Source organism: Exiguobacterium aurantiacum, from assembly GCF_024362205.1.
Lineage (GTDB): Bacteria > Bacillota > Bacilli > Exiguobacteriales > Exiguobacteriaceae > Exiguobacterium > Exiguobacterium aurantiacum_B.
The window spans coordinates 92,501-118,049 of sequence record NZ_CP101462.1 but is presented as its reverse complement, the minus strand read 5'-3'; the positions used below and the strand labels follow the sequence as shown (position 1 = coordinate 118,049).

The following is a 25,549-nucleotide window of genomic DNA, read 5'->3' as shown; positions in this document are numbered from 1 at the left end:
TTCGCCTTATTCCTCTTCCGTAACAGTCGGTTGAACGACTTGTTCTAACGCCGATGTTGCGTTCGGGATGTTGTCGTCATCTTCATCTTTCATTTCAACTTCTTCATCGTCCGCAGACATCATCTTGACTTCCATACCGAGCGCTTGGAGCTCTTTGATCAAGACGCGGAACGACTCAGGAACGCCCGCTTTCGGAACGCTCTCACCTTTCACGATGGCCTCGTATGCTTTCACACGGCCAACCGTGTCATCCGACTTGATTGTAAGGATCTCTTGGAGCGTGTAGGCTGCGCCGTACGCTTCAAGTGCCCAAACTTCCATCTCACCGAAACGCTGTCCACCGAACTGTGCTTTACCACCGAGCGGTTGTTGCGTGACGAGCGAGTATGGTCCTGTCGAACGTGCGTGAAGTTTATCATCAACCATGTGCGCGAGTTTGATCATGTACATGACACCGACCGAGACGCGGTTATCGAACGCTTCACCAGTACGACCGTCATAGAGACGAGTCTTGGCATCTTTGTCCATTCCAGCTTCTTCAATCGTTGCCCATACGTCTTCCTCACGCGCACCATCGAATACAGGTGTCGCCACTTTGATGCCGAGCTTTTTAGCCGCCATTCCAAGGTGGAGTTCGAGTACCTGACCGATGTTCATCCGTGATGGTACACCTAGTGGGTTGAGCATGATGTCAATCGGTGTGCCGTCCGGCATGTATGGCATGTCTTCTTCAGGGAGGATCCGCGAGATAACACCTTTGTTACCGTGACGTCCCGCCATCTTATCCCCTTCGTGAATCTTACGTTTTTGAACGATGTAGACACGAACCATTTGGTTCACGCCTGGTGAGAGTTCGTCACCGTTTTCACGGTCGAACACTTTGACGTCCAAGATGATGCCGTCGCCGCCGTTTGGTACACGGAGTGACGTATCACGGACTTCACGTGCCTTCTCACCGAAAATCGCGTGCAAGAGACGCTCTTCCGCCGTCAATTCAGTCACACCTTTAGGCGTAACTTTACCGACGAGGATATCGCCATCCTTGACTTCCGCACCGATGCGGATGATCCCACGATCGTCCAAGTTGCGAAGTGCGTCATCCCCGACGTTTGGAATATCACGTGTGATTTCCTCAGGTCCGAGTTTCGTGTCGCGTGATTCTGACTCGTACTCTTCGATATGAATCGATGTGTACACGTCATCTTTCACGAGACGCTCACTCATGATGATCGCATCCTCATAGTTGTAACCGTCCCATGTCATGAAGGCGACGACGACGTTACGGCCGAGCGCGAGCTCACCCATATCCATCGACGGACCGTCAGCAAGGATTTCTCCTTTTTCGACACGGTCGCCAGCAGCGATGATCGGCTTCTGGTTATAGCACGTCCCTTGGTTCGAACGGACATACTTTTGAAGTTTATAGCGGTCAAGGTCACCTGATACCTCAGAACCGTTCACGTCAGACGTGCGGCGGACCAAGATTTCACGTGCTGTGACACGCTCGACGACACCTGGGAATTTCGCGATGATCGCGGCTCCAGAGTCTTTCGCTGACACGTACTCCATCCCAGTACCGATGATCGGTGAATCTGGCTGAAGAAGTGGTACAGCTTGACGTTGCATGTTCGCTCCCATGAGGGCACGGTTCGAGTCATCGTTCTCAAGGAACGGGATACATGCCGTCGCGGCAGAAACAACCTGTTTCGGCGAAACGTCCATGTAATCGACTCGGTTCGGCTCAACTGACAAGTTTTGTCCGCGGAAACGGCAAAGGACTTGTTCGTTGGCGAATCCGCCTTCTTCTGTGAGCGGCATGTTCGCCTGGGCGACGACATAGAGATCTTCTTCATCCGCCGTCATATATTGAATCTCGCTGGTGACGAGACCTGTTTCAGGGTCGACTCGACGATACGGAGCTTCAATGAAGCCGTACTCGTTTACTTTCGCATAAGACGAAAGCGAGTTGATGAGACCGATGTTTGGTCCCTCTGGCGTTTCGATTGGACACATCCGACCGTAGTGCGAATAGTGAACATCTCGAACTTCGAAACCGGCACGCTCACGTGTCAAACCACCCGGTCCAAGTGCAGAGAGACGACGCTTGTGCGTGAGCTCTGCGAGCGGGTTTGTTTGGTCCATGAACTGTGACAACTGCGAACTACCGAAGAACTCTTTCAGCGACGCGATAACTGGGCGAATGTTGATTAACGCCTGTGGTGTGATCGCGTTTTGATCTTGAATCGACATCCGTTCTTTAACGACACGTTCCATACGAGAAAGCCCGATCCGGAATTGATTTTGGAGAAGTTCTCCGACTGAACGAAGACGACGGTTTCCTAAGTGGTCGATGTCATCTGTTGTTCCGACTTCGTGTAGCAAGTTAAAGAAGTAGTTGATCGATGCGATGATATCAGCCGGCGTGATGTGTTTCACGCTGCGGTCGATATTGCCGTTACCGATAATGTTCAAGATACGCTCTCCATCTGGGTCATCTGGTGAGATTACTTTGATCGATTGAAGACCGAACGGTTCACCTTCAGCGACGCCGCCTGTCGGCTCAGCATCCATGTAACCGAGGCCGTTCTCCAAGTGTGGAAGAACGCGGTCAAGGTTGCGACGATCAAGGACAGTTCCAGCTTCGGCGATGACTTCGCCTGTTTCTGGGTCAACGAGCGTCTCGGCCAATTTTTGACCGAAGAGACGGTTTTTAAGATGAAGTTTTTTGTTCATCTTATAGCGACCGACGTTTGCAAGGTCGTAACGTTTTGGGTCGAAGAAACGAGAAACGAGAAGTGACTTCGCGTTCTCAACCGTTGGTGGTTCACCAGGGCGGAGACGCTCGTAAATTTCGATTAACGCTTTTTCTGTTGATTCGGTATTATCTTTCTCAAGGGTGTTACGAAGATACTCGTCATCCCCGAGAAGGTCGATAATCTCTTGGTCCGTACCGAAACCGAGGGCACGCAACAACACCGTTACCGGGATTTTGCGGGTACGGTCAATACGAACGTAAACGATATCTTTGGCATCTGTCTCAAGTTCGAGCCATGCACCACGGTTCGGAATCACAGTCGCTCCGAAGCCACGCTTACCGTTTTTATCGAGTTTCGCGTTGTAATAAACGCTTGGTGAACGAACAAGCTGGGAAACGATAACGCGTTCTGCACCGTTAATGATAAACGTTCCCGATTCTGTCATGAGCGGGAAATCCCCCATGAACACTTCTTGTTCTTTGAGCTCACCTGTCTCTTTGTTTTGCAAACGCACTTTTACGCGCAATGGCGCAGAGTAAGTTACGTCTCGCTCCTTCGACTCATCGATCGAATACTTCGGCTCACTGAGCGAATAGTCGATGAACTCGAGCACGAGGTTTCCGGTGAAGTCGGAGATTGGCGAAATGTCCGTAAACATCTCTTTCAATCCTTCACGCAAGAACCACTCGTAAGAAGCAGTTTGAATTTCAATCAAATTCGGAAGCTCTAATACCTCACTGATACGGGCAAAGCTTCTTCTCTGACGGTGACGACCGTACTGAACAAGTTGACCAGTCAACTGATTCACCTCTCAGACCCCCAATTCTCTATCGAATTTTTCGGGCGTAATAATCGAACATTGTCATTGAATGTCGTCTCTTTTCCGCGTCTAAAAAGCGGCAAACGCGGCAGTTCAAGGCGAATTCCATTCCAATGGCATTTTATAATGTTAGCATATACGTTATAGCGAGTCAACAAGACTTCACCGTTTGTCAAGAGCGAATTGCTCGGAAAATGAAATAGCCTTTTTCCTTTGCAACCGTTTCGACTTGACCGAACACATCTTCAAGCAACTTCTTGGCAGAAGGCGCTCCTTGTTTCTTTTGAATAACGACGTAGAGCGCTCCACCTACGACAAGGTGTGTATACGCATCGCGCAAAATCGTGTGGACCACTTGCTTCCCGGCCCGAATCGGCGGATTGGTCACGATCGCGGCGAACTGTTCATCACCGACTTCGTCATAAGCGTGGCTGAGTCGCGTCTCAATCGTCACCCCGTTTTGGGCGGCGTTTTGCTGTGACAAGGCAAGCGCTCGCTCGTTCACGTCGACGAGGAGTGCTTCACGCCCAGAGGCGTCGGCAAGCGAGATCCCCATCGGACCGTAGCCGCAGCCCACATCTAAAATGCGTCCTTCAACATCAGGCACTTCAAATGATTCGATTAAGAGACGTGACCCAAAATCGACCGATCCTTTCGAGAACACGCCGCGGTCCGAGGTGAAGCGATATGTCTTCCCTCGTAACTCAAACGTCCATGTCTCAGGGGCACTTTTCGAACTAGGGTCGTTCGTATAGTAATGATCTCCCATGCATTGAACCTCCTAACCCACTCTTCAAGGAAATAAAAGAAGCTCGCCATAGCGAGCTTCTATAGGTTGTAGAAGTAAAAGTTAGATTACTTAACTTCGACAGTTGCGCCAGCTTCTTCAAGCTTAGCTTTGACTGCGTCTGCATCTTCTTTAGAAACGCCTTCTTTGACTGGAGCCGGAGTTCCGTCAACGAGTGCTTTCGCTTCTTTAAGACCGAGGCCTGTAAGTTCACGAACTGCTTTGATGACGTTGATTTTACCAGCGCCAGCGTTTGTGAGGATTACGTCGAATTCAGTTTGCTCTTCAGCTGCTGCTGCGCCTGCACCTGCAACTGCTACTGGAGCTGCTGCTGATACGCCGAATTCTTCTTCGATTGTTTTTACGAGTTCGTTAAGTTCGAGAACCGTCATTGATTTGAGGTCTTCGATGAATTGCTCTTTGTTGAAAGCCATTATGGTTTTCCTCCTTTGATGTTGTGAAGATTGGTTTTGGTTACGCTACGAGACAAAAATTAAGCAGTTTGCTCTTCTTTTTGTTCTGCGATTGCGTTTGTTGCGACTGCGAGCCCACGGATTGGAGCTTGAAGTACGCTGAGAAGCATCGAGAGAAGACCATCGCGTGATGGAAGTTCTGCAAGGGCTTTAACTTCTTCGAGTGAAGTTACTTTGCCTTCGATGATTCCGCCTTTCAATTCGAGCGCTTTGTGCTCTTTCGAGAAGTCGTTCAAGATCTTCGCAGGAGCAACAACGTCTTCGTTAGAGAAGGCGATTGCTGTAGGACCTGTGAAGACTTCGTCAAGACCTTCGAAGTTCGACTGAACTGCCGCGCGGCGAAGAAGACCATTTTTGTATACTTTGAACTCGATTCCAGCGTCACGGAGTGATTTACGGAGGGTAGTCACTTCTTCAACTGTAAGTCCACGGTAGTCAACAACGATTGTTCCGACGCTCGCTTGCATTTTTTCAGCGATCTCATCGACGAGTGCCGATTTTTGAGATACGATTTTTTCGCTTGCCATGTGTTTGCACCTCCTAGTCAATTCTTATACCGGACGAGAGGCTGCTCTTCAAAAAGAAATCCCTCGTATGAAGACATACGAGGGCGTAATTGTTTGAAAGTAAACCTGTGACAACAGGCTCAAGTTCGAGCAAAGACACCTCGGAAGGGTTTACGGACCGATGTCCACCTTCTGTCTACGGTAATCCAACATATTCGGTTGAACGTGTATTACTTTAACAGCGGTATCACACGTTGTCAACAGTTTATTTCAAGTAGATTACTTGATGAAGTCGGCAGTCGCGACACGGATCCCAGGACCCATTGTCGAAGAAAGCGCGATGTTTTTAAGGTAAGTTCCTTTTGCAGTAGCAGGCTTCACTTTCATGAGCGTCTCGATGATTGTCTCGATGTTCTCAGAGAGTTTTGTTGCTTCAAATGATTTCTTACCAACTGGTACGTGGATGTTACCGGCTTTGTCAACGCGGTATTCTACTTTACCAGCTTTGATGTCCGCGATTGCTTTCGCAACGTCGAACGTGACTGTGCCTGTTTTCGGGTTAGGCATGAGGCCTTTAGGTCCGAGAACGCGACCAAGTTTACCAACTTCGCCCATCATGTCAGGTGTCGCAACGATAACATCGAAGTCGAACCATCCTTGTTGGATTTTAGTGATGAACTCAGAATCACCGACGTAGTCAGCGCCAGCCGCTTCAGCTTCTTTAACTTTTTCGCCTTTTGCGAAGACGAGAACTTTTTGTGTTTTACCAGTACCGTGTGGAAGTACAACGGCACCGCGGATTTGTTGGTCCGCTTTCTTCGGATCTACGCCGAGACGGACAGCAACTTCGATTGTTTCATCGAATTTAGCAGTAGCTGTTTTTTGTACGAGTTCAACGGCCTCAGCGAGTTCGTATGACTTCATGCGGTCAACAAGCTTAGCTGCTTCTTGGTGTTTTTTACCCATGATTCTTTTCCTCCTTGTGGTTAGCGGAATTTCCTCCCACATAATGAAGGGATTGAAGGTGAGCATAATATTCACCGACAATCCCAGAGACTAATAAATTAGTCTTCGATTACAATACCCATACTACGCGCAGTACCTTCAACCATAAGCATCGCTGTTTCAACAGACGACGCGTTAAGGTCAGGCATTTTAAGTTCAGCGATTTCGCGAACTTTATCACGCTTAACCGTTGCTACCTTCTTACGGTTTGGTTCACCAGAACCGCTCTCGATACCAGCAGCTTTCTTCAAAAGAACTGCAGCTGGTGGAGTTTTCGTAATGAATGTAAACGAACGATCTTCGTATACCGTAATGACTACAGGAATAATCAATCCGGCTTGGTCTTGTGTACGAGCGTTGAACTCTTTACAGAATCCCATGATGTTAACACCTGCTTGACCAAGTGCTGGACCTACTGGTGGTGCTGGGTTAGCTTTACCAGCTGGGATTTGAAGTTTAACGAGTTTAGTAACTTTTTTCGCCACGAGACACACCTCCTTAAGTCTAAAATGTGGTTTCTTGGACGTTGTGCGCCCTCCCACTCAATCTATTAGGTCGAGTTTGTACCGAAATATAGCACAACATCAAACATTTCCGATTGTACCATCCGTTTCCGCGAATGGCAAGTGGGTTTAGTTAATTTTCTGAACTTGTTCGAAATCAAGCTCAATTTTTGTTTCACGGCCGAACATGTCGACGACAACTTTGAGCTTCTCTTTTTCGGATTCGATTTCGTCAATCGTTCCTTCAAAGTTCTCAAATGCGCCTTCTTTGACACGGACGAGGTCGCCGAGTTCGTAGTTATAACGATCTTTCTTCTCGATGAGACCCATCTGTGACAAGACGTTCGTCACTTCGTCCGGTTGAAGCGGGATCGGCTTGGCGCCGCCGCCTGTCGAACCGAGGAAGCCGGTGACGTTCGGTGTGTTCCGAACGACATACCACGAATCATCCGTCATGATCATCTCGACGAAGACGTAACCTGGGAAGCTCTTCACTTCTTTTTCTTTAATCTTCTTCTCGCCACTCTTAAGTGTAACTTCTTCTTGCGTTGTTTCAGTCGGAACGAGGACGCGGAAAATTTTATCTTCCATGTTCATCGAACCGATTCGACGTTCTAGGTTTTCTTTGACGTTGTTTTCAAATCCAGAATACGTCTGGACAACAAACCATTGTTTCTCCACGGCTTTCACCTCTTTCCTTAGTTAATCAATAGGTTGACGAGATAGCTGACACCAGTATCTACGCCGAACACGAACAGGCCGATCACGACGACCGTCGCGATGACCGTGATGGTATATTTTGTGAGCTCTTTACGAGTCGGCCAACTCGTTTTCTTTAACTCTTTCCATACATCGCGCAAAAAGTTCATGGTAGCTTCCTCCTACGTTGAATGCCAATCTACATTACTTCGATTCTCGGTGTGTCGTATGCGCATTGCAACGCCGGCAGAACTTTTTCAGCTCGAGCCGTGTCGTCACGTCGTCTTGCTTCATGGTCGAATAACCACTCGACCCGCACGCTGAGCACGCGAGACTTACTTTCTTTGCCATTCATGAGCGCCCCTTTCGACAGCTCTCCCATAAAAAAGAGCGAAAAAAAAAAACGCCTCCTGTAAATGGCGTCTACGGACAAGGCGCTGCCTTAAAAGTATCACATAGGAGGCGTGCGGTCAATATCGGTTAGCTCGTCATCGTTTTGACGTCGACATGCCGCTCAAACTTTTTCTTCACGCGTTGCAACGCATTGTCAATCGATTTTACATGGCGGTCAAGGTCGTCTGAGATTTCTTGGTACGAACGGCCGTCCAAATAAAGACGTAACACTTTTCGTTCCAAGTCACTCAGGAGCTCGTCCATCTTTTCTTCCATGAACAGTTGTTCTTCTCTCGTGACGAGCAAATCCTGCGGGTCCGTCGGATGCGGCGGCAAGATCACATCGAGCAACGTCCGGTCCGACTCGTCGTCAAAAATCGGTTTGTCGAGCGAGACATAAGAATTGAGCGGGATATGCTTCTGACGGGTCGCCGTTTTGATGGCGGTGATCATTTGGCGGGTGATGCACATCTCGGCAAAACTTTTAAACGAGGCGAGTCGTTCATCGCGGTAATCCCGGACACCTTTATACAGCCCGATCATCCCCTCTTGGACGATATCCTCGTGGTCGGCACCAATCAAAAAATAAGACCTTGCCTTTGCCCGGACGAAATACCGGTAACGTTCAATCAAAAATTCAAGAGCGTCGCTATCCCCTTCATTACGCGCAAGAAAGACCAGCTCTTCGTCCGACATGCTTTCAAACTGCTCGTATGGCCATCCGTTCATGTTTCTTACCCCCCGGCGATTGATGAACTTATGTAAGTTTGTGCTCTCATTATAGGCGTCAGTTAAAACGACCGTCAAACAAAATTCTAAAAATTCCGTCAATTACATATCGTGTAACTCATATATCTATTAGTATACAACATTCCCTTTCAAATAAATGTCAAATTTAAAACAAAAGACGAGTCCATTTCATGAACTCGTCCGTGATATCTTTCACCGCTTCATTTACGGCGACGTATTTCTTCCAATCGGGCTCTTATGTCTGGGGAGAGGTCGATTGTTTTTCGATTCGACCGGTCCTGTTCGAGTGCCGATCGCTCTTTTTCAATCAACACCTGGGCGTGCTTCCAATCCTTTAATAATTCATTGGCGGGAACCCGAAGCGCTCCTTGTCCGAAGATGACCCACTGTTCGGTGAAATCGTTCGTCGCCACGAACAGCGTCACGAGCCGGTCATCGACGAGTTCATGGGCGCGCCGCTCAATCCACTCGTCCGCCGTCTCGTTCTCTTTCGTATAGACGACCGCGACACGACTCTGATTCGCTTTCGACTCCCGGCCATATCGCATATGGGCATCGAAGACGATGGTCACTTCACGACCCGTGACCGCTTGATACTCAGCCATCGCTTCAATCAAATCGGTGCGTGCCTTCTCAAAATCGATGTCACGCAGCTTGCGAAGGTGTGGCCATGCGCCAATGATGTTATAACCATCGACGAGGAGCAATTCCCGTTTCTTGATGCTCATGACAACGGGTTACGTGAGCGATGCACTTCATACAAGAGAAGTGCGGCTGCGACCGAGGCGTTCAACGATGTGACGTGACCGACCATCGGCATGTGGACGAGGAAGTCGCACGACTCGCGTACGAGGCGGCTCATTCCTTTGCCTTCACTACCGATGACGACGACGAGCGGCATGTTCCCATCGAGGCGACGATAGTCTTGGCTCTCGCTCGCGTCTGTCCCGACAACCCACAGCCCTTTCTCTTTTAACTCTTCAAGCGTCCGCGTCAAGTTCGTGACGCGCGCGACCGGGATGTACTCGATCGCTCCAGTCGACGCTTTCGCCACCGTCTGCGTCAAGCCGACCGAGCGGCGCTTCGGAATGATAATCCCGTGGGCCCCGACTGCATCCGCCGTCCGGAGAATCGACCCGAGGTTATGCGGGTCTTCGAGTTCATCGAGCAGGATGAGCAACGGCGTTTCTCCTTTTGACTCGGCGAGCGCGAACATGTCTTCAATCGACTTATATTCATACGCGGCGACCGCGGCGACGACACCTTGGTGATGCTCGCTGCCGGCCATCTTCTCGAGTTTCGTCTTCGGGACGAACGAGATTTGAACTGATGCCTCGTTGGCCATGCCGATGATTTGAGCGAGCGGTCCTTTCTGTTGTCCTTCCATAATGAAGACCTTGTTCATATCGCGACCGCTCCGGAGCGCTTCCATCACCGGATTGCGTCCGTAAAGGAAATCGATCCCTTCTTCGAGCACGTCGACTTCTTGATAATCTGGTCGTTCTAGTTTTTGACGCTTCGGGCGTTCATTTCGTTCGCCGCGCGGGCGGTCGAATGACCGTTGCTCCTGCGCACGTCCTCCGTCATGTCGTTTCGAATGACTCGGTTTCGAGCCATGTGAACGCTTGTTCGATGAGTTCTTCAAGGCGATCCCTTCTTTCCATTAGATATGTGTAGCCAATCAATGCCTCGAACGCGGTCGAGTACCGATACGTGTGAACATCCGTCCGTTTTGGGATGGAACCCGATTTCGCATTCTTCCCGCGGCGGACGACGGCCGCCTCATCCTCGCTCAAGACACCAGTCTCGATCCAGTGGGTCACGACCCCAGCTTGGGCTGCCGCATTCACGTAACGGATGGCGCCGCGGTGGAGATCGTTCGGTTTCGTCATCCCTTGGCCAAGCAGACGCTTCCGTACCGCCATCTCATAGACGGCGTCACCCATGTAGGCGAGGGCGAGGGCGTTCAATTGGGGGGCAAGTTGTTTCATAACCGTTTCCACCGCACGCCTTGGGCTGTATCCTCGAGTTGAATGTTCTGTTCTTTCAAAAGATCCCGAATTTCATCGGCGCGGGCGAAGTTCCGCTCCGCACGGGCGAAGTTCCGTTCTTGGATCAATTGATCGATATCCGCGTCGAGCAACTCCGCCTCTGCCTTGATCGTCAACCCGAGCACACTTGTCAATTCTTCGAATAGGGTGATCACGTGTTCGAGCGTGTCTTTCGAGACGTGATCGGCTTTCGCATAGATGTTGGCTTCACGCGCCAAATCAAACAATACTGTCACCGCGTTCGCCGTATTGATGTCATCATCCATCGCTTCGATGAAGGCTGCTTTGATTGTCGCGAGTTTACGTTCCATCGCCTCGCTCGGCTCTTCCAGGCCAGCTGTGACCGATAGACGATATTCAACGTTTTGATACGCCTCCTTGATGCGGTCCCAGCCGTTCGCCGCTTGCTCGATTAACTCACGGCTATAGTTGATTGGATGACGGTAGTGGACCGACAACATGAAGAAGCGGAGCACCATCGCATCCACTTCCTTCAACGCCTCATGGACGAGCAGGAAGTTCCCGAGCGATTTGGACATCTTTTCGTTCTCGATATTGATGAAGCCGTTATGCAGCCAGTAGTTGGCGAACTTCGTATGGTTGCACGCCTCGGACTGGGCGATCTCGTTCTCGTGGTGCGGGAACTTGAGGTCGTGTCCCCCGGCATGGATATCGATCGTTGCGCCAAGGTGTTTCTTCGCCATCGCCGAGCACTCGATATGCCAGCCCGGACGACCTTGTCCCCATGGGCTTTCCCATGCCGGTTCGCCTGGCTTCGCTGCTTTCCATAAGACGAAATCGAGCGGGTCTTCTTTCTTTTCCCCGACGTCGACACGTGAACCCGCGCGCAAGTCTTCAATCGATTGCTGGCTCAATTTGCCGTACGTCTCAAATTTACGGGTCCGGAAATAGACGTCCCCGCCCGCCTCATACGCAAAATCTTGCGTCTCAAGTTCGCGGATGAACGTGATGATCTCGTCCATCGTGTCCGTGACGCGTGGATGGACGTCAGCCGGTAAGACGTTCAAGGCGCCAGTGTCTTCCAGATAGGCGTCGATATAACGGTTCGTCAGTGTCGTGACGTCCTCACCGAGTTCGTTCGCAGTCCGGATGATCTTATCGTCCACATCCGTGAAATTGAGGACGTATTTGACATCATAGCCCCGATACGATAAATAGCGACGAACCGTATCAAAGGCGATGGCCGGCCGGGCGTTGCCGACGTGAATGTAATTGTAGACGGTCGGTCCACATACGTACATCGACACTTTTCCCGGGACGATTGGTACGAACGGTTCTTTCTTATTCGTGAGGCTGTTGTAAAACTGAATCATGTGTTTTTTCCTCCATCCGTTTTTCTAATGAAGCAAGTTTGTCTTCTAACTGTGCGACAGCACGTTCTAGTCGCTCTTGGCATTCGCGGTCCGGGTCTGGGAAGCGATGATCGAGGTCGTGCTGTTTGACCCGCTCCCCGTTCCGGATGACGACCCGCCCTGGAATTCCGACAACGGTCGAGTCGGACGGGACGTCTTTTAAGACGACGGAACTTGCCCCGATTTTGACGCAATCGCCAATCGTGATATTCCCGAGTACTTTAGCTCCGGCCGAGATGAGCACATCGTTCCCTATGGTCGGATGTCGCTTCCCTTTCTCTTTGCCCGTCCCGCCGAGCGTCACACCTTGATAAATCGTTACGTCATTGCCGATGATGGCAGTCTCCCCGATGACGATGCCAAACCCATGATCGATAAACAAGCGTTCGCCGATGACCGCACCGGGATGAATCTCAATCCCGGTCAACCAACGACTCGTCTGGGCAATCAACTTCGCCATTAACTTCACGTTGCGTGTCCACAGTCCATGCGCGATTCGATGTGCCCAAAGTGCGTGTAACCCCGGATACGTTAAAATGACTTCTGCTTTTGAGCGGGCAGCCGGATCGAGCTCGAGCACGTTCCGAATATCTTCGCTCACACTTTTCCAAAATCCCATAATTGTTCTCCTTTTCCATATCAAAAACAAAGACGCCCCTGTGCCAAGGCACAGAGACGCCGTAAGCGCGGTTCCACTCTGTTTGGGAAAGTTCCCCTCTCAAGTCTCGTTAACGCCGAGTCGCGGTCCCGACTACGTATCGCCGGAACGGCTCCGAGGTGCACTTCGACGGGGGACGCTTCTAGAACTTCCAGCCTGGGTTCTAGTCTCTGTTAAGTGTCATACCGCTTACTTTCCTCATCATTGCCTTTAAGCTAATAATGTTGTGAGACGTGCCAAGACACGCTCTTTGCCAATCAATGAAATGGCGTTCGGAAGCTCTGGTCCGTGCGTCTGCCCGGTCGTCGCGACCCGGATCGGCATGAACAAGTTTTTCCCTTTTTGGCCAGTGGCTTTTTGTGTCGCTTTCGTCGCTGCTTTCACGGCTTCCGGTGTGAATTCCTCGATCGCTTCAAGTTGAACTTTGAATTCGGCGAGGACAGCCGGTACCGTTTCGCCAGCGAGGACCGCATTGGCCTCTTCGTCGTATTCGACCTCATCCTTGAAGAACAAATCCGTCAACGACACGATTTCAGCACCGTGCGTCATTTGTTCTTTATAGAGGGCAATCAACGCCGTGGCCCAATCCGCCTGTTCCATCGACAAGGCGTTCGGTAAACGTCCTGCTTCTTGTAAGAATGGTAAACTGAGTGCCACCACTTCGTCAAGCGAAGCCTGTTTCATGTAGACACTGTTGATCCAAGCGAGTTTCTGTTGGTCGAAGACGGCCGGACTCTTCGAAAGACGACCGGCGTCAAACATCTCGATGAACGCTTCTTTCGTAAAGATCTCTTCTTCACCGACTGGAGACCAACCGAGAAGCGAGATGAAGTTAAAGAGTGCCCCTGGAAGGTACCCGAGATCGGCATATTGCTCGATGAACTGAATGATCGACTCATCACGTTTCGAGAGCTTCTTATGGTTCTCGTTATAGATCAAGGTCATATGGCCGAACGAAGGATAGTCCCAACCGAGCGCATCATACACCATCATCTGTTTCGGTGTGTTGGCGATATGGTCATCCCCACGCAATACGTGGCTGATCTTCATCAAGTGGTCGTCGACGACGACAGCAAAGTTATACGTCGGGATCCCGTCTTGTTTGACGATGACCCAGTCTCCGAAGTCTTTCGACTCGAACGAGACGTCCCCTTTGACGACATCAGTCCACTTGTACGTGACCGACTCTGGTACACGAATCCGAATCGACGGTTTACGTCCTTCGGCTTCGAACGCCGCCCGCTCTTCGTCGCTCAAGTTACGATGTGCTCCCGAATAACGTGGTGCTTCGCCACGCGCGATTTGGGCTTCACGTTCTGCCTCAAGTTCTTCAGACGTCATATAGCACTTATAAGCGAGTCCTTTATCCATCAACTCGTTCACGTATTGATTGTAGAGGTCGAGCCGCTCCATTTGGAAATAAGGACCGAATTCGCCGCCGCGGCCTGGACCTTCATCCCAATCGATGCCGAGCCATTCCAAGTATTTCATTTGGCTTTCAACACCGTTCTCGACGTTACGTTTCTGGTCCGTATCCTCGATTCGGAGAATCATCTTCCCGCCAGCGTGGCGAGCGTATAAATAGTTAAATAGCGCGGTCCGGGCGTTCCCGATATGAAGGTGACCCGTCGGACTCGGCGCATAGCGTACGCGCACTTCACTCATAATATTTCCACCTTTCTTCTCTTCTGCCCAAATAGTATACCACTTTTGTCAAGCGCGGTTGAGCAGGATGACCGCCTGAGCGGCAATTCCTTCTTCACGTCCTGTGAAGCCGAGCTTTTCAGTCGTCGTCGCTTTGACGTTCACTTGGCTGATATCCGCTTCAAGCAACTCGGCGATAACCGCTCGCATGTCGTCGATGTACGTTCGGAGCTTCGGTCGTTCCGCCATCACCGTCGCATCGACGTTGCCAAGCACATAGCCTTCTGCTTTGACGAGTTGCCAGACGTGTTGTAACAACACTTTCGAGTCTGCATCCTTAAACTCAGGGTCCGTGTCCGGGAAATGCTTGCCAATATCCCCCGCTGCAATCGCTCCGAGCGCTGCGTCGGCAATCGTATGCAACAAGACGTCCGCGTCCGAGTGGCCAAGCAAGCCACGGTCATGCGGAATCTCAATGCCTCCCAAAATGAGCGGACGCCCTTCGGCGAACGCATGTACATCAAATCCTTGTCCGATTCTCATTGATAGTCCTCCTTCGTTAAAATCGCTTCACCAAACAATAAATCTTCTGGGGTCGTCATTTTAATGTTGTGATAGTCACCTGTAAGCACAGTCACTTTTTTGCCTGCCCACTCGAATAAACTCGCATCGTCCGTCCCGATGAATCCGGACCTTTCTGCCTGGTTATGGACCGCTCGGATGTCAGCTGCGGGAAATGCCTGTGGGGTTTGCGCCAGCCATAGCGCCTCACGTGGCACCGTCTGTTTGATTTGTCCGGCTGTGACTTGTTTGACCGTATCTTTGACCGGGACGGCGAGAATCGCACCTTCCGTCTCGGCTGCTTCCGCGATAGCGTGAAGTTGATCGATACGTACGAACGGCCGTGCCCCGTCATGAATCAAAACGATGCCATTTGGGTCGACGACTTGTAAACCGGCCCGAACGCTCTGTTGTCGTTCTTCCCCACCCGTCACGTATGTGATCGGGGTCTCTAGATGATACAACTGTCGCTCGAACCAACCTTGTTCCTCGGGGCGCACAGCGAGAACGATGCGCTCACACCATGCATCTTTCGAGAACGCCTCGACCGTCCAGACGATAATCGGTTTTCCTTGTAGCGTCAGCATCAATTTATTCTCATCGGCTCCCATCCGCTTTCCTTTACCCGCGGCTGGGATGACCACCGTATAACGCACCATTCCATTCACCTCTGTTCGTGAAAAAAGAGAGCGCTGATGCGTCTCTTTTTCCATACTTATTCAGGACGAGCAAAAATCATACGGCCAGCCGAGGTTTGAAGCACGCTCGTCACGACAACAGGCAACGTCTTCGAAATCAGCTTGCGCCCACCTTCAACGACGACCATCGTGCCGTCTTCGAGATAGGCGACACCTTGATTTTGTTCTTTTCCTTCTTTAATGACCGTCACGACCATCTCTTCTCCCGGGATGACGATCTGTTTGACCGAATTGGCCAAATCGTTAATATTCAACACTGGGACGTTCCGAACTTCACACACTTTGTTCAAGTTGTAGTCGTTCGTCACGACGATACCTTTTTTCAACTCGGCCAACTTGATCAATTTGATGTCTACTTCGGCGACGTCTTCGAAATCGCCGTCATAAATCTCGACTTCGATGCGGTCGTTGTCTTGCAACTCCTTCAATATATCGAGGCCTCGACGCCCACGGTTCCGTTTCAACGTATCCGATGAATCGGCAATATATTGAAGTTCGCCGATGACGAATTGAGGCACGATGAGCGTCCCTTCGATGAAACCGGTCTTCGAAATGTCGGCAATCCGACCGTCGATGATGACGCTCGTATCCAATATCTTATCGTTCGAGCGGCGCAATGGTTCCGCGGCCGGCTTCTCTCGTTCACTTTTGACGAACAGTTTAATCCATTCGTTCCGCTTCCGGTAACCGACGGCGAAACCGAAGTAACCGAACAGAGCAGTCACAAAAATCGGCACAATCTTGCTGAGCAAGAAGATATTCGTCACTTCTAATGAAACACTGATCAAAAAGGCGATCAACAAACCGATAATCAATCCGATCGAGCCAAACAAAATATCACCGACCGGTAAACGGACGAGCCGTTCTTCGATAAAACGGATAAATTTAACGACCCCATCGGTCAAGAATAAACTAAGAATGAAGAAGATAAGTCCACCAATCAAACTAGCTACGTAAGGAATCGTCAACCAAGCCGGTACGCTCACTCCGAGGTCACCTAATAACAACATCGCTTCGATAATACCAAACCAACCGACGACGAGTCCGATCAAAATAAATCCGATTCGTACAGCAATCTTCACTCATTCCACCTCCTTTATTATGAATTAAAATTTCAAGAAATTAACACTTTCATTGTAACACGGTTCTTTTGAAAGCGTTCGTTACAAAGCGTTAAAAACTGCCGGAAGCGCCCGTCAGAACGGGATAGCGAGTTGGAGCGCTTCATCCACAGTACTGACACCGACGACATCGATGCCAGGTGGGGCCGTCCAGCCCCCGAGGTTGTTTTTCGGAATGATGGCCCGCGTGAATCCGAGCTTGGCCGCTTCGGCGACACGTTGCTCAATCCGGGACACACGCCGGACTTCACCGGTCAAGCCGACTTCCCCGATACACACATCCGTCGGACGAGTCGGACGATCCCGGAAGCTTGATGCGATCGAGATACAAATCGCCAAGTCGATGGCCGGCTCATCCAATTTGACGCCACCCGCCGCTTTCAAATAGGCATCTTGTGTTTGGAGCAAGAGACCCGAACGCTTCTCGAGCACGGCCATGAGGAGCGCAACCCGGTTCTGATCGATTCCTGTCGCCATCCGGCGCGGGTTCCCGAACGAGGTCGGCGAGATGAGCGCCTGTAGCTCGACGAGCACGGTCCGCGTCCCTTCCATCGAGGCGACGACAGTGGAGCCTGAGACGCCAGCAGTTCGTTCTTCCAAGAAGATTTCAGACGGATTGAGCACTTCTTCGAGCCCGCCTTCTTTCATTTCAAAGATGCCGATCTCGTTCGTCGAGCCGAATCGGTTTTTCACGGCCCGTAAAATGCGGAACGTATGATGACGTTCCCCCTCGAAGTAAAGCACGGCGTCGACCATGTGCTCGAGTAGACGAGGTCCCGCGATCGAACCTTGTTTTGTCACGTGACCGACGATAAAGACAGCCACTCCTCGTGTTTTAGCGATTTTCATGAGCGCTGCCGTACATTCTCGGACTTGGGCGACACTCCCCGGAGCCGATTGAATCTCGTCCATATAGACGGTTTGAATCGAGTCGATGATGACGAACCCTGGTTCTTCTTCATCGATGACCCGTTCGATCATCAACATGTCCGTCTCGGCGAGGACGTATAAGTCTTCGGTCGGGAGACCGAGACGTTCCGCCCGGAGTTTTGTCTGTTTGAGTGACTCTTCACCGGAAATGTAGAGCACTTTCCGCCCACTGTGGGCGAGGTGGGCGCTCACTTGAAGGAGGATCGTCGATTTCCCGATCCCTGGGTCCCCACCGACGAGGACGAGTGAACCTGGCACTATCCCACCCCCGAGCACGCGGTCAAACTCTTGGCTATTTGTGTGGACGCGCGTCTCTTCTTGCGATACGACGTCTGATAGACGTTCCGGTTTCAATTGTCTAGAAGAACTATGGACGAACGCGGCACCCCGTTTCGCCTTTTTCTCTTCGACAAACTCTTCGACGAGCGTGTTCCATTCATTACAACCTGGGCAACGTCCCATCCATTTTGCGGATTCGTACCCGCATGACTGACATACGTACTTCGTTTTAATTTTTGCCATGATGTTCCTTTCCGTCTAAAAAAGCCCCCTCACAAGAGAGAGGGAGCCTTGTATTTACTGAACGACACCTTCATTTCGAACGACGAATTCGCCGTCTTGTACATCTAGCGCCACCTTGCTGCCTTTCGTGATGCTTCCGCTGAGCATCGACTCTGAGAGTCGGTCCTCGACTTCACGTTGGAGGGCACGGCGAAGTGGACGAGCGCCATACTCAGGATCGTAACCGACTTCAGCAATTTTCTCGAGCGCTGATTCGGTCAAGCTGAAATCAATCCCTTGTTCCCCGAGACGTTTTGTAAGTGTCTCTGCCATGAGCTTAACGATTTCTTGGATGTGTTCTTTTTGGAGCGAGTGGAAGACCGTGATCTCGTCAATCCGGTTCAAGAACTCAGGACGGAACGCTTTCTTCAACTCTTCCATCACTTTATCTTTCATTTCAGTATACTCACGTTTCACGTCATCTTCGACAGTGAACCCGACGTATTTATTACGTTTGAGGGCTGCCGCACCGACGTTAGATGTCATGATGATGACCGTGTTCCGGAAGTCGACCGTACGTCCTTTCGAGTCGGTCAAGCGACCGTCGTCGAGCACTTGAAGCAAGATGTTGAATACTTCAGGGTGGGCCTTCTCAATCTCATCAAGCAAGATGACTGAATATGGCTTGCGGCGAACTTTCTCTGTCAATTGACCGCCTTCTTCATAGCCGACGTAACCCGGAGGTGACCCGACGAGACGACTCGTCGCGTGTTTCTCCATGTACTCCGACATGTCGATGCGGATGATGGCGTCTTCGTCACCGAACAACGCTTCAGCCACAGCACGAGCCAACTCGGTTTTCCCGACACCCGTCGGCCCGAGGAAGACGAATGAACCAATCGGACGTTTCGGATCTTTCAAGCCGGCACGGGCCCGGCGAATCGCCCGTGAAATCGATTTGACGGCCTCATCTTGACCGATGACACGACCGTGTAGAATCGATTCAAGTTTTAGGAGACGGTCCGTCTCTTCTTCGGCGATTTTTGTCACCGGGACACCCGTCCAGTTGGCAACGACTTGAGCGATATCTTCTTTCGTCACTTCAAGCTTTTCGTTCCCTTGCTTGTTCTGCCATTCCGACTTGAGCTGTTCGAGCTCATCACGAAGTTTTTGTTCCGTGTCTCGTAGCGATGCAGCCTTTTCGAACTCCTGACTCTGAACAGCCGAATCTTTCTCTTTGCGAATCGACTCGAGACGAGCTTCAAGTTCTTTCAAGTTTGGTGGCGCCGTAAACGAACGAAGTCTCACTTTTGAAGCAGCCTCATCGACAAGGTCGATCGCTTTATCCGGAAGGAAACGGTCCGAGATGTAACGGTCCGAGAGAACGACAGCTTCATGAATCGCTTCATCTGTGATCGTGACGCGATGGTGCGCCTCGTAGCGGTCACGCAACCCGAAGAGGATTTGTTCTGCCTCATCCGTTGTCGGTTCATTCACTTGAATCGGTTGGAACCGACGTTCGAGTGCCGCATCTTTCTCGATATATTTCCGGTACTCATCAAGTGTCGTCGCTCCGATACATTGGAGTTCCCCACGCGCGAGTGACGGTTTCAAAATGTTCGATGCGTCGATTGCGCCTTCAGCGCCACCAGCACCAATCAATGTGTGCAACTCGTCGATGAAAAGAATGACGTTCCCGGCTTGGCGAATCTCATCCATTACCTTTTTCAATCGGTCCTCAAATTCACCGCGATACTTCGTTCCGGCGACGAGTGTCCCCATATCGAGTACCATCACACGTTTGTTGCGAAGTGTTTCCGGTACTTCATTGTTGATGATTTGTTGAGCGAGCCCTTCCACGACTGCCGTCTTCCCGACCCCTGGTTCCCCGATGAGGACCGGGTTATTTTTCGTCCGGCGTGACAACACCTCAATGACGCGTTGGATCTCGCCAGCGCGGCCGATGACTGGGTCAAGTCGCGACTCACGAGCCTGTTGGGTCAAATCACGCGCCAAACCGTCGAGCGTTGGTGTCGCAGCACTCGTTCCAGGTTGTGACGCATTGGAAGAGGATTCCGTGTTCCCCAAGAGTTGAAGCACTTGCTGACGCGCCTTCGTCAAGCTGACTCCAAGGTTGTTCAAGACACGAGCCGCCACACCTTCGCCTTCACGAATTACACCGAGCAAAATGTGTTCGGTCCCGACGTAAGAATGTCCAAGCTTCCGAGCCTCATCCATCGAAAGTTCGATTACTTTTTTCGCACGCGGTGTATAGTGAATCGTTGAGCCATTTTCTGATCCGCGGCCAATAAGCGCCTCTACTTCTTGTTGAATCTTTTCAGACGTGAGTCCGAGGGCGAACAACGCCTTAGCGGCGATCCCTTCCCCTTCACGGACGAGTCCGAGTAAAATATGTTCCGTACCAATATTATGATGGCCAAGTCGTACCGCTTCCTCTTGTGCTAAAGCTAATACGCGCTGAGCTCGTTCTGTAAATCGACCAAACATCATTGACAAAACCTCCTTAAAGTTGGATCAAACTAACCCATGATCTAACGTTCGACGAACGAGAGTCGCTCGTTCACGATCTCGTTCTTTCGTAGATAATGTTTTCCCGAAATGTTTTTGTAGGAAACCTGATTGGAGCTTTACAATTAATTCGTGGAACTGGGGCGGGCTCCAGTCTGACAAAATACCAAGGTCACTCGCCAAATGCAAATCCGACAGACGTTCAATCGCTTCTGTCGATGATAACAGTTTCGCGTAACGTAAAATTCCGTAGGAGCGATAAAACTGATCTTCTAACTCGTCTTGGTTACGAGCTAATAGTTCTTCCCGTGCTTGTCGCTCAGCCTGGATGACTTGTTCCGTAACTTCCATAAAGTCCGTTAACAACTGTGATTCATGACTGCCAAGCGTGCGCTGATTCGATAATTGAAACAATCGTCCCGCCGCGTCGCTGCCTTCCCCATACCGTCCTCGAATCGTATATCCGAGTTTGCGAAGTTCTTTCAGTATAGGAGTAATCCGTCCTGTTAACGTCAGACCCGGGAGATGAAGCATCACCGACGCTCGAAGTCCTGTCCCGATATTGCTTGGGCAAGTTGTTAAATATCCGAGCTGTTCGTCAAACGCGTATGGGAGAGACTCACCACAGAGGACATCGACTCGTTTCGCGAGTTCGAATGCTTCTTCCACTTGATAACCTGGAAGTAACGTCTGGATGCGTAAATGATCTTCTTCATTGATCAGCACACTGATTGTTTCATCTTCACTTAAGAAAACGGCACTTTCTTCTTTTCCAGCAATCGTCGGGCTAATCAAATGTTTTTCGACGAGCGCTTGTCGGGTTACTAAATCGTAGGCCCCCATGTGCAAATATTCGAAACCTTGTAATCCACCGAGTGACGTTTCAATGCGTTGACAGAGCTGACGTTGACTTTCTTTAGACAAGACCGGAGAAAAGACCGTGTCTTTTAAGTTTCGCGCTAGACGAATGCGAGTTGAGATGACTAAGTCATCAAGCTTCGCCCGCTCTTTCATCTTCGGACCGAGTGGATGCTTGAGAAATGGTTCCATCATGCCTCACCTTGTCCTTTCAGCTGAATTATTTCTTTTTTAATTCGCGCTGCACGTTCATAATCTTCTTGTTCGACGGCTCGTTGTAACTCCCCTGCTAACTTTTGGAGTCGCTCTTCGATTCGCTCATCGGGTGTGCGCAACGCATCTGGCATCGAACCGACGTGAACATCATGGCCTTGTTGGTACTGCCGAGTGATTTTAATCAATTCGTCACGAAATACCGTATAACAAGTAGCACATCCAGCTTTTCGTAGATGGGCCAGCTCGTTTTGCGTCAGTTGACACGTCGGACAACGTTTCACGACCGGTACATAACCTGACATGAGTTCTACTGTACAATTACGACATAGTTTACGCGTTACGGGAATGCCATTCTCCACTACTTGAATTTCATTGACGGCAGGTCGCCGTTTGCATCGTTCACATAGCATAGATGTATGCCTCCATCAGTCAATGGTAACTAAGTAACTTCATTAATGCGAGTAATTGCTGTCTCCTGATCAAATGTCGGTCCTCAGCGGTTAAGCCGAGCGCTTCATCTGACAACAAGTGGTACAGTAAACGAACTTCCCTTTCGCTTAACATCCCTTCTTCAAACAAACGAACCAACATGTTCTCGACAAGTTGTTCTGAAAGACGGGGATGATCGTGTAGTATATCAATCAAACTGGCCAATACGTCTTGCTTTTCATGTAAAATCACGCGACGAATACGAATATATCCCCCGCCTCCACGCTTACTCTCGACCAGGTAACCTTTCTCGACGGTAAAACGTGTGTTTATGACGTAGTTGATTTGAGACGGAACACATTCGAAACGCTTGGCGATATCTTGCCGTTTAATCTCAATCGCTTCGGCCTGGCTCTCCTTCAGCACTTGCTTTAAATACTGTTCGATTACATCCGATATGTTTCTCATCTCCACCACCCTCTGACCATCTTTGACTTTTGACTATATTCTATCATTGATTTAAAAAAAGGCAAACGAAAAGCGATGTCGCTACTGCGACACCGCTTCAAACAAAAAAAAAGGACGACCAAGCAGATGCTTGATCGTCCTTCGCGTTGGCCTGGCAACGTCCTATCCTCACAGGGGAGACCCCCAACTACTTTCGGCGCTGAAGCGCTTAACTTCCGTGTTCGGCATGGGAACGGGTGTGGCCGCTTCGCTATCGCCACCAGACAAGAGAGATCGTTCTCTCAAAACTGAAGACTCATCAATTCATACAAACCATTAGACTAGATCAAAGCCTCGACCGATTAGTATCATTCAGCTCCACACGTCGCCGTGCTTCCACCCATGACCTATCTACCTCATCGTCTCTGAGGGGTCTTTCTTGATTGCTCAAAGGGAAATCTCATCTCGGAGGGGGCTTCATGCTTAGATGCTTTCAGCACTTATCCCGTCCGCACGTAGCTACCCAGCGATGCTCCTGGCGGAACAACTGGTACACCAGCGGTGCGTCCATCCCGGTCCTCTCGTACTAAGGACAGCTCTCCTCAAATTTCCTGCGCCCACGACGGATAGGGACCGAACTGTCTCACGACGTTCTGAACCCAGCTCGCGTACCGCTTTAATGGGCGAACAGCCCAACCCTTGGGACCTACTCCAGCCCCAGGATGCGATGAGCCGACATCGAGGTGCCAAACCTCCCCGTCGATGTGGACTCTTGGGGGAGATCAGCCTGTTATCCCCAGGGTAGCTTTTATCCGTTGAGCGATGGCCCTTCCATGCGGAACCACCGGATCACTAAGCCCGACTTTCGTCCCTGCTCGACTTGTAGGTCTCGCAGTCAAGCTCCCTTCTGCCTTTGCACTCTTCGAATGATTTCCAACCATTCTGAGGGAACCTTTGGGCGCCTCCGTTACTGTTTAGGAGGCGACCGCCCCAGTCAAACTACCCACCTGACACGGTCCTCCAGCCGGATCACGGCTGCGAGTTAGAGACTCTATACGCAAAGGGTGGTATCCCAAGGGTGTCTCCACCGAAGCTGGCGCTCCGGCTTCACAAACTCCCACCTATCCTGTACATCGCGTACAAAGCCTCAATATCAGGCTGTAGTAAAGCTCCATGGGGTCTTTCCGTCCTGTCGCGGGTAACCTGCATCTTCACAGGTACTATGATTTCACCGGGTCTCTCGTTGAGACAGTGCCCAAATCGTTACGCCTTTCGTGCGGGTCGGAACTTACCCGACAAGGAATTTCGCTACCTTAGGACCGTTATAGTTACGGCCGCCGTTTACTGGGGCTTCGGTTCAGTGCTTCTCTTGCGATGACACATCCCCTTAACCTTCCAGCACCGGGCAGGCGTCAGCCCCTATACTTCATCTTGCGATTTAGCAGAGACCTGTGTTTTTGCTAAACAGTCGTTTGGGCCTATTCACTGCGGCTTATGTTGCCATAAGCGTCCCTTCTCCCGAAGTTACGGGACCATTTTGCCGAGTTCCTTAACGAGAGTTATCCCGCGCGTCTTAGAATTCTCATCTCGCCTACCTGTGTCGGTTTACGGTACTGGCGCCGACCTCCTTACTAGAGGCTTTTCTTGGCAGCGTGAAATCCGGTACTTCGCCCTACGGGCTCCACGTCACAGCTCAGCCTTGTGTGTCGGGCGGATTTGCCAACCCGACGGCCTCGCTGCTTGTCCGTGCACTTCCAGTCGCACGGTTACCTTATCCTTCTGCGTCCCCCCATCGTTCAAACGGTGGTACGGCGGTACAGGAATATCAACCTGTTGTCCATCGCCTACGCCTTTCGGCCTCGGCTTAGGTCCAGACTAACCCTGAGCGGACGAGCCTTCCTCAGGAAACCTTGGGCTTTCGACGGAGGGGATTCTCACCCCTCTTTTCGCTACTCACACCGGCATTCTCACTTCCAAGCGCTCCACGGCTCCTCACGATACCGCTTCACTGCTGCTTGGAACGCTCCCCTACCATCCCTTACGGGATCCATAGCTTCGGTGGTATGTTTAGCCCCGTTACATTTTCGGCGCGGCGTCACTCGACTAGTGAGCTATTACGCACTCTTTGAATGGTGGCTGCTTCTAAGCCAACATCCTAGTTGTCTGTGCAACGCCACATCCTTTTCCACTTAACATACACTTGGGGACCTTAGCTGATGGTCTGGGCTGTTTCCCTTTCGACTACGGATCTTATCACTCGCAGTCTGACTCCCGAGTACAAGTTGCCGGCATTCGGAGTTTGACTGAATTCGGTAACCCTGTGGGGGCCCCTAGTCCAATCAGTGCTCTACCTCCGGAACTCTTCACCTCGAGGCTAGCCCTAAAGCTATTTCGGGGAGAACCAGCTATCTCCAGGTTCGATTGGCATTTCACCGCTACCCACACCTCATCCCCGCACTTTTCAACGTGCGTGGGTTCGGACCTCCAGTCAGTGTTACCTGACCTTCATCCTGGACATGGGTAGATCACCTGGTTTCGGGTCTACGACGACGGACTGATGCGCCCTATTCAGACTCGCTTTCGCTGCGGCTCCGCCTCATCGGCTTAACCTCGCCCGCCATCGTAACTCGCCGGTTCATTCTACAAAAGGCACGCCATCACCCGTTAACGGGCTCTGACTACTTGTAGGCATACGGTTTCAGGATCTGTTTCACTCCCCTTCCGGGGTGCTTTTCACCTTTCCCTCACGGTACTGGTTCACTATCGGTCACTAGGAAGTATTTAGCCTTGGGAGATGGTCCTCCCGGATTCCGACGGGGTTTCACGTGTCCCGCCGTACTC

At 50.9% G+C, this 25,549-nt stretch carries 24 protein-coding genes, 2 rRNA genes and 2 other annotated features (1 of these 28 only partly in view); all 26 genes read right to left on the bottom strand.

Annotated features, from left to right (window positions below; all coding sequences use genetic code 11):
* Positions 1-6: 6 nt before the first annotated feature.
* Positions 7-3,555, bottom strand: a complete 3,549-nt coding sequence (gene rpoB, locus NMQ00_RS00605) for a DNA-directed RNA polymerase subunit beta (protein WP_029594427.1) — start codon at positions 3,553-3,555, stop codon at positions 7-9.
* A 193-nt stretch (positions 3,556-3,748) separates the two neighbouring features.
* Positions 3,749-4,345, bottom strand: a complete 597-nt coding sequence (locus tag NMQ00_RS00600; RefSeq protein ID WP_255177506.1) for a class I SAM-dependent methyltransferase — start codon at positions 4,343-4,345, stop codon at positions 3,749-3,751.
* Positions 4,346-4,431: 86 nt separating this feature from the next.
* Positions 4,432-4,797: a 50S ribosomal protein L7/L12 gene (gene rplL / locus NMQ00_RS00595; protein ID WP_024372175.1), complete on the bottom strand. Its 366-nt coding sequence runs from the start codon at positions 4,795-4,797 to the stop codon at positions 4,432-4,434.
* A 59-nt stretch (positions 4,798-4,856) separates the two neighbouring features.
* Entirely contained in the window at positions 4,857-5,363 is a 507-nt protein-coding gene (gene rplJ, locus NMQ00_RS00590; RefSeq protein WP_034781718.1) for a 50S ribosomal protein L10, read from the bottom strand.
* Positions 5,364-5,408: 45 nt separating this feature from the next.
* Positions 5,409-5,562, bottom strand: a sequence feature (ribosomal protein L10 leader region).
* A gap of 59 nt (positions 5,563-5,621) precedes the next feature.
* Complete coding sequence (gene rplA / locus NMQ00_RS00585) at positions 5,622-6,308, bottom strand: 50S ribosomal protein L1 (RefSeq protein ID WP_034781720.1); 687 nt, start codon at positions 6,306-6,308, stop codon at positions 5,622-5,624.
* 98 nt (positions 6,309-6,406) lie between these two features.
* A complete protein-coding gene (gene rplK, locus NMQ00_RS00580) occupies positions 6,407-6,832 on the bottom strand; it encodes a 50S ribosomal protein L11 (RefSeq protein WP_021066593.1) in 426 nt (141 codons plus the stop codon).
* Positions 6,833-6,979: 147 nt separating this feature from the next.
* The gene (gene nusG, locus NMQ00_RS00575) at positions 6,980-7,531 is read right to left on the bottom strand and encodes a transcription termination/antitermination protein NusG (RefSeq protein ID WP_255177505.1); all 552 of its coding nucleotides are present in this window, start codon (positions 7,529-7,531) and stop codon (positions 6,980-6,982) included.
* A 17-nt stretch (positions 7,532-7,548) separates the two neighbouring features.
* Positions 7,549-7,719: a preprotein translocase subunit SecE gene (gene secE, locus NMQ00_RS00570; protein ID WP_012727692.1), complete on the bottom strand. Its 171-nt coding sequence runs from the start codon at positions 7,717-7,719 to the stop codon at positions 7,549-7,551.
* Between the two features lie 34 nt (positions 7,720-7,753).
* Complete coding sequence (gene rpmG, locus NMQ00_RS00565; protein ID WP_131437957.1) at positions 7,754-7,900, bottom strand: 50S ribosomal protein L33; 147 nt, start codon at positions 7,898-7,900, stop codon at positions 7,754-7,756.
* Between the two features lie 129 nt (positions 7,901-8,029).
* On the bottom strand, positions 8,030-8,671 hold the full coding sequence (sigH, locus tag NMQ00_RS00560) for an RNA polymerase sporulation sigma factor SigH (protein WP_131437959.1): 642 nt from the start codon (positions 8,669-8,671) through the stop codon (positions 8,030-8,032).
* Between the two features lie 221 nt (positions 8,672-8,892).
* Positions 8,893-9,420: an NYN domain-containing protein gene (locus NMQ00_RS00555; RefSeq protein WP_255177504.1), complete on the bottom strand. Its 528-nt coding sequence runs from the start codon at positions 9,418-9,420 to the stop codon at positions 8,893-8,895.
* Complete coding sequence (gene rlmB / locus NMQ00_RS00550; RefSeq protein WP_255178653.1) at positions 9,417-10,169, bottom strand: 23S rRNA (guanosine(2251)-2'-O)-methyltransferase RlmB; 753 nt, start codon at positions 10,167-10,169, stop codon at positions 9,417-9,419. The genes NMQ00_RS00555 and rlmB overlap by 4 nt, the downstream gene beginning before the upstream one ends.
* Positions 10,170-10,275: 106 nt before the next feature.
* Complete coding sequence (locus NMQ00_RS00545; RefSeq protein ID WP_255177503.1) at positions 10,276-10,683, bottom strand: Mini-ribonuclease 3; 408 nt, start codon at positions 10,681-10,683, stop codon at positions 10,276-10,278.
* On the bottom strand, positions 10,680-12,077 hold the full coding sequence (gene cysS, locus NMQ00_RS00540; protein ID WP_255177502.1) for a cysteine--tRNA ligase: 1,398 nt from the start codon (positions 12,075-12,077) through the stop codon (positions 10,680-10,682). Before cysS ends, NMQ00_RS00545 begins: the two co-directional genes overlap by 4 nt.
* Positions 12,046-12,735, bottom strand: a complete 690-nt coding sequence (gene cysE, locus NMQ00_RS00535) for a serine O-acetyltransferase (protein ID WP_255177501.1) — start codon at positions 12,733-12,735, stop codon at positions 12,046-12,048. Before cysE ends, cysS begins: the two co-directional genes overlap by 32 nt.
* A gap of 49 nt (positions 12,736-12,784) precedes the next feature.
* Positions 12,785-12,988, bottom strand: a binding site (T-box leader).
* A complete protein-coding gene (gene gltX / locus NMQ00_RS00530; RefSeq protein ID WP_255178652.1) occupies positions 12,985-14,442 on the bottom strand; it encodes a glutamate--tRNA ligase in 1,458 nt (485 codons plus the stop codon). It overlaps the preceding feature by 4 nt.
* A 45-nt stretch (positions 14,443-14,487) precedes the next feature.
* On the bottom strand, positions 14,488-14,961 hold the full coding sequence (gene ispF, locus NMQ00_RS00525; RefSeq protein WP_021066582.1) for a 2-C-methyl-D-erythritol 2,4-cyclodiphosphate synthase: 474 nt from the start codon (positions 14,959-14,961) through the stop codon (positions 14,488-14,490).
* On the bottom strand, positions 14,958-15,635 hold the full coding sequence (ispD, locus tag NMQ00_RS00520) for a 2-C-methyl-D-erythritol 4-phosphate cytidylyltransferase (RefSeq protein WP_369696458.1): 678 nt from the start codon (positions 15,633-15,635) through the stop codon (positions 14,958-14,960). The genes ispF and ispD overlap by 4 nt, the downstream gene beginning before the upstream one ends.
* A gap of 59 nt (positions 15,636-15,694) precedes the next feature.
* A complete protein-coding gene (locus NMQ00_RS00515) occupies positions 15,695-16,759 on the bottom strand; it encodes a PIN/TRAM domain-containing protein (RefSeq protein ID WP_021066580.1) in 1,065 nt (354 codons plus the stop codon).
* A 114-nt stretch (positions 16,760-16,873) separates the two neighbouring features.
* Entirely contained in the window at positions 16,874-18,250 is a 1,377-nt protein-coding gene (gene radA, locus NMQ00_RS00510) for a DNA repair protein RadA (RefSeq protein ID WP_021066579.1), read from the bottom strand.
* Positions 18,251-18,304: 54 nt separating this feature from the next.
* Entirely contained in the window at positions 18,305-20,740 is a 2,436-nt protein-coding gene (gene clpC / locus NMQ00_RS00505; RefSeq protein ID WP_255177499.1) for an ATP-dependent protease ATP-binding subunit ClpC, read from the bottom strand.
* Between the two features lie 24 nt (positions 20,741-20,764).
* Positions 20,765-21,808, bottom strand: a complete 1,044-nt coding sequence (locus NMQ00_RS00500) for a protein arginine kinase (RefSeq protein WP_255177498.1) — start codon at positions 21,806-21,808, stop codon at positions 20,765-20,767.
* The gene (locus NMQ00_RS00495; protein WP_233005503.1) at positions 21,808-22,134 is read right to left on the bottom strand and encodes a UvrB/UvrC motif-containing protein; all 327 of its coding nucleotides are present in this window, start codon (positions 22,132-22,134) and stop codon (positions 21,808-21,810) included. The genes NMQ00_RS00500 and NMQ00_RS00495 overlap by 1 nt, the downstream gene beginning before the upstream one ends.
* Positions 22,135-22,261: 127 nt before the next feature.
* On the bottom strand, positions 22,262-22,729 hold the full coding sequence (locus NMQ00_RS00490) for a CtsR family transcriptional regulator (protein ID WP_255177497.1): 468 nt from the start codon (positions 22,727-22,729) through the stop codon (positions 22,262-22,264).
* A gap of 149 nt (positions 22,730-22,878) precedes the next feature.
* Positions 22,879-22,993, bottom strand: a 5S ribosomal RNA gene (gene rrf, locus NMQ00_RS00485).
* Between the two features lie 57 nt (positions 22,994-23,050).
* Positions 23,051-25,549: ribosomal RNA gene (locus tag NMQ00_RS00480) — 23S ribosomal RNA — on the bottom strand (it continues 415 nt past the right edge of the window).

What these genes read in the sequence shown, in the direction of transcription:
- ispF (WP_021066582.1), bottom strand. Translation starts at nt 14,961, where the DNA reads ATGAGAATCGGACAAGGATTTGATGTACATGCGTTCGCCGAAGGGCGT.
- clpC (WP_255177499.1), bottom strand. Translation starts at nt 20,740, where the DNA reads ATGATGTTTGGTCGATTTACAGAACGAGCTCAGCGCGTATTAGCTTTA.
- cysS (WP_255177502.1), bottom strand. Translation starts at nt 12,077, where the DNA reads ATGATTCAGTTTTACAACAGCCTCACGAATAAGAAAGAACCGTTCGTA.
- sigH (WP_131437959.1), bottom strand. Translation starts at nt 8,671, where the DNA reads ATGAACGGATGGCCATACGAGCAGTTTGAAAGCATGTCGGACGAAGAG.
- rplJ (WP_034781718.1), bottom strand. Translation starts at nt 5,363, where the DNA reads ATGGCAAGCGAAAAAATCGTATCTCAAAAATCGGCACTCGTCGATGAG.
- NMQ00_RS00490 (WP_255177497.1), bottom strand. Translation starts at nt 22,729, where the DNA reads ATGAGAAACATATCGGATGTAATCGAACAGTATTTAAAGCAAGTGCTG.
- NMQ00_RS00555 (WP_255177504.1), bottom strand. Translation starts at nt 9,420, where the DNA reads ATGAGCATCAAGAAACGGGAATTGCTCCTCGTCGATGGTTATAACATC.
- rpmG (WP_131437957.1), bottom strand. Translation starts at nt 7,900, where the DNA reads ATGGCAAAGAAAGTAAGTCTCGCGTGCTCAGCGTGCGGGTCGAGTGGT.
- NMQ00_RS00495 (WP_233005503.1), bottom strand. Translation starts at nt 22,134, where the DNA reads ATGTCAGGTTATGTACCGGTCGTGAAACGTTGTCCGACGTGTCAACTG.
- secE (WP_012727692.1), bottom strand. Translation starts at nt 7,719, where the DNA reads ATGAACTTTTTGCGCGATGTATGGAAAGAGTTAAAGAAAACGAGTTGG.
- cysE (WP_255177501.1), bottom strand. Translation starts at nt 12,735, where the DNA reads ATGGGATTTTGGAAAAGTGTGAGCGAAGATATTCGGAACGTGCTCGAG.
- NMQ00_RS00545 (WP_255177503.1), bottom strand. Translation starts at nt 10,683, where the DNA reads ATGAAACAACTTGCCCCCCAATTGAACGCCCTCGCCCTCGCCTACATG.
- rplL (WP_024372175.1), bottom strand. Translation starts at nt 4,797, where the DNA reads ATGGCTTTCAACAAAGAGCAATTCATCGAAGACCTCAAATCAATGACG.
- rplA (WP_034781720.1), bottom strand. Translation starts at nt 6,308, where the DNA reads ATGGGTAAAAAACACCAAGAAGCAGCTAAGCTTGTTGACCGCATGAAG.
- NMQ00_RS00500 (WP_255177498.1), bottom strand. Translation starts at nt 21,808, where the DNA reads ATGGAACCATTTCTCAAGCATCCACTCGGTCCGAAGATGAAAGAGCGG.
- radA (WP_021066579.1), bottom strand. Translation starts at nt 18,250, where the DNA reads ATGGCAAAAATTAAAACGAAGTACGTATGTCAGTCATGCGGGTACGAA.
- NMQ00_RS00600 (WP_255177506.1), bottom strand. Translation starts at nt 4,345, where the DNA reads ATGGGAGATCATTACTATACGAACGACCCTAGTTCGAAAAGTGCCCCT.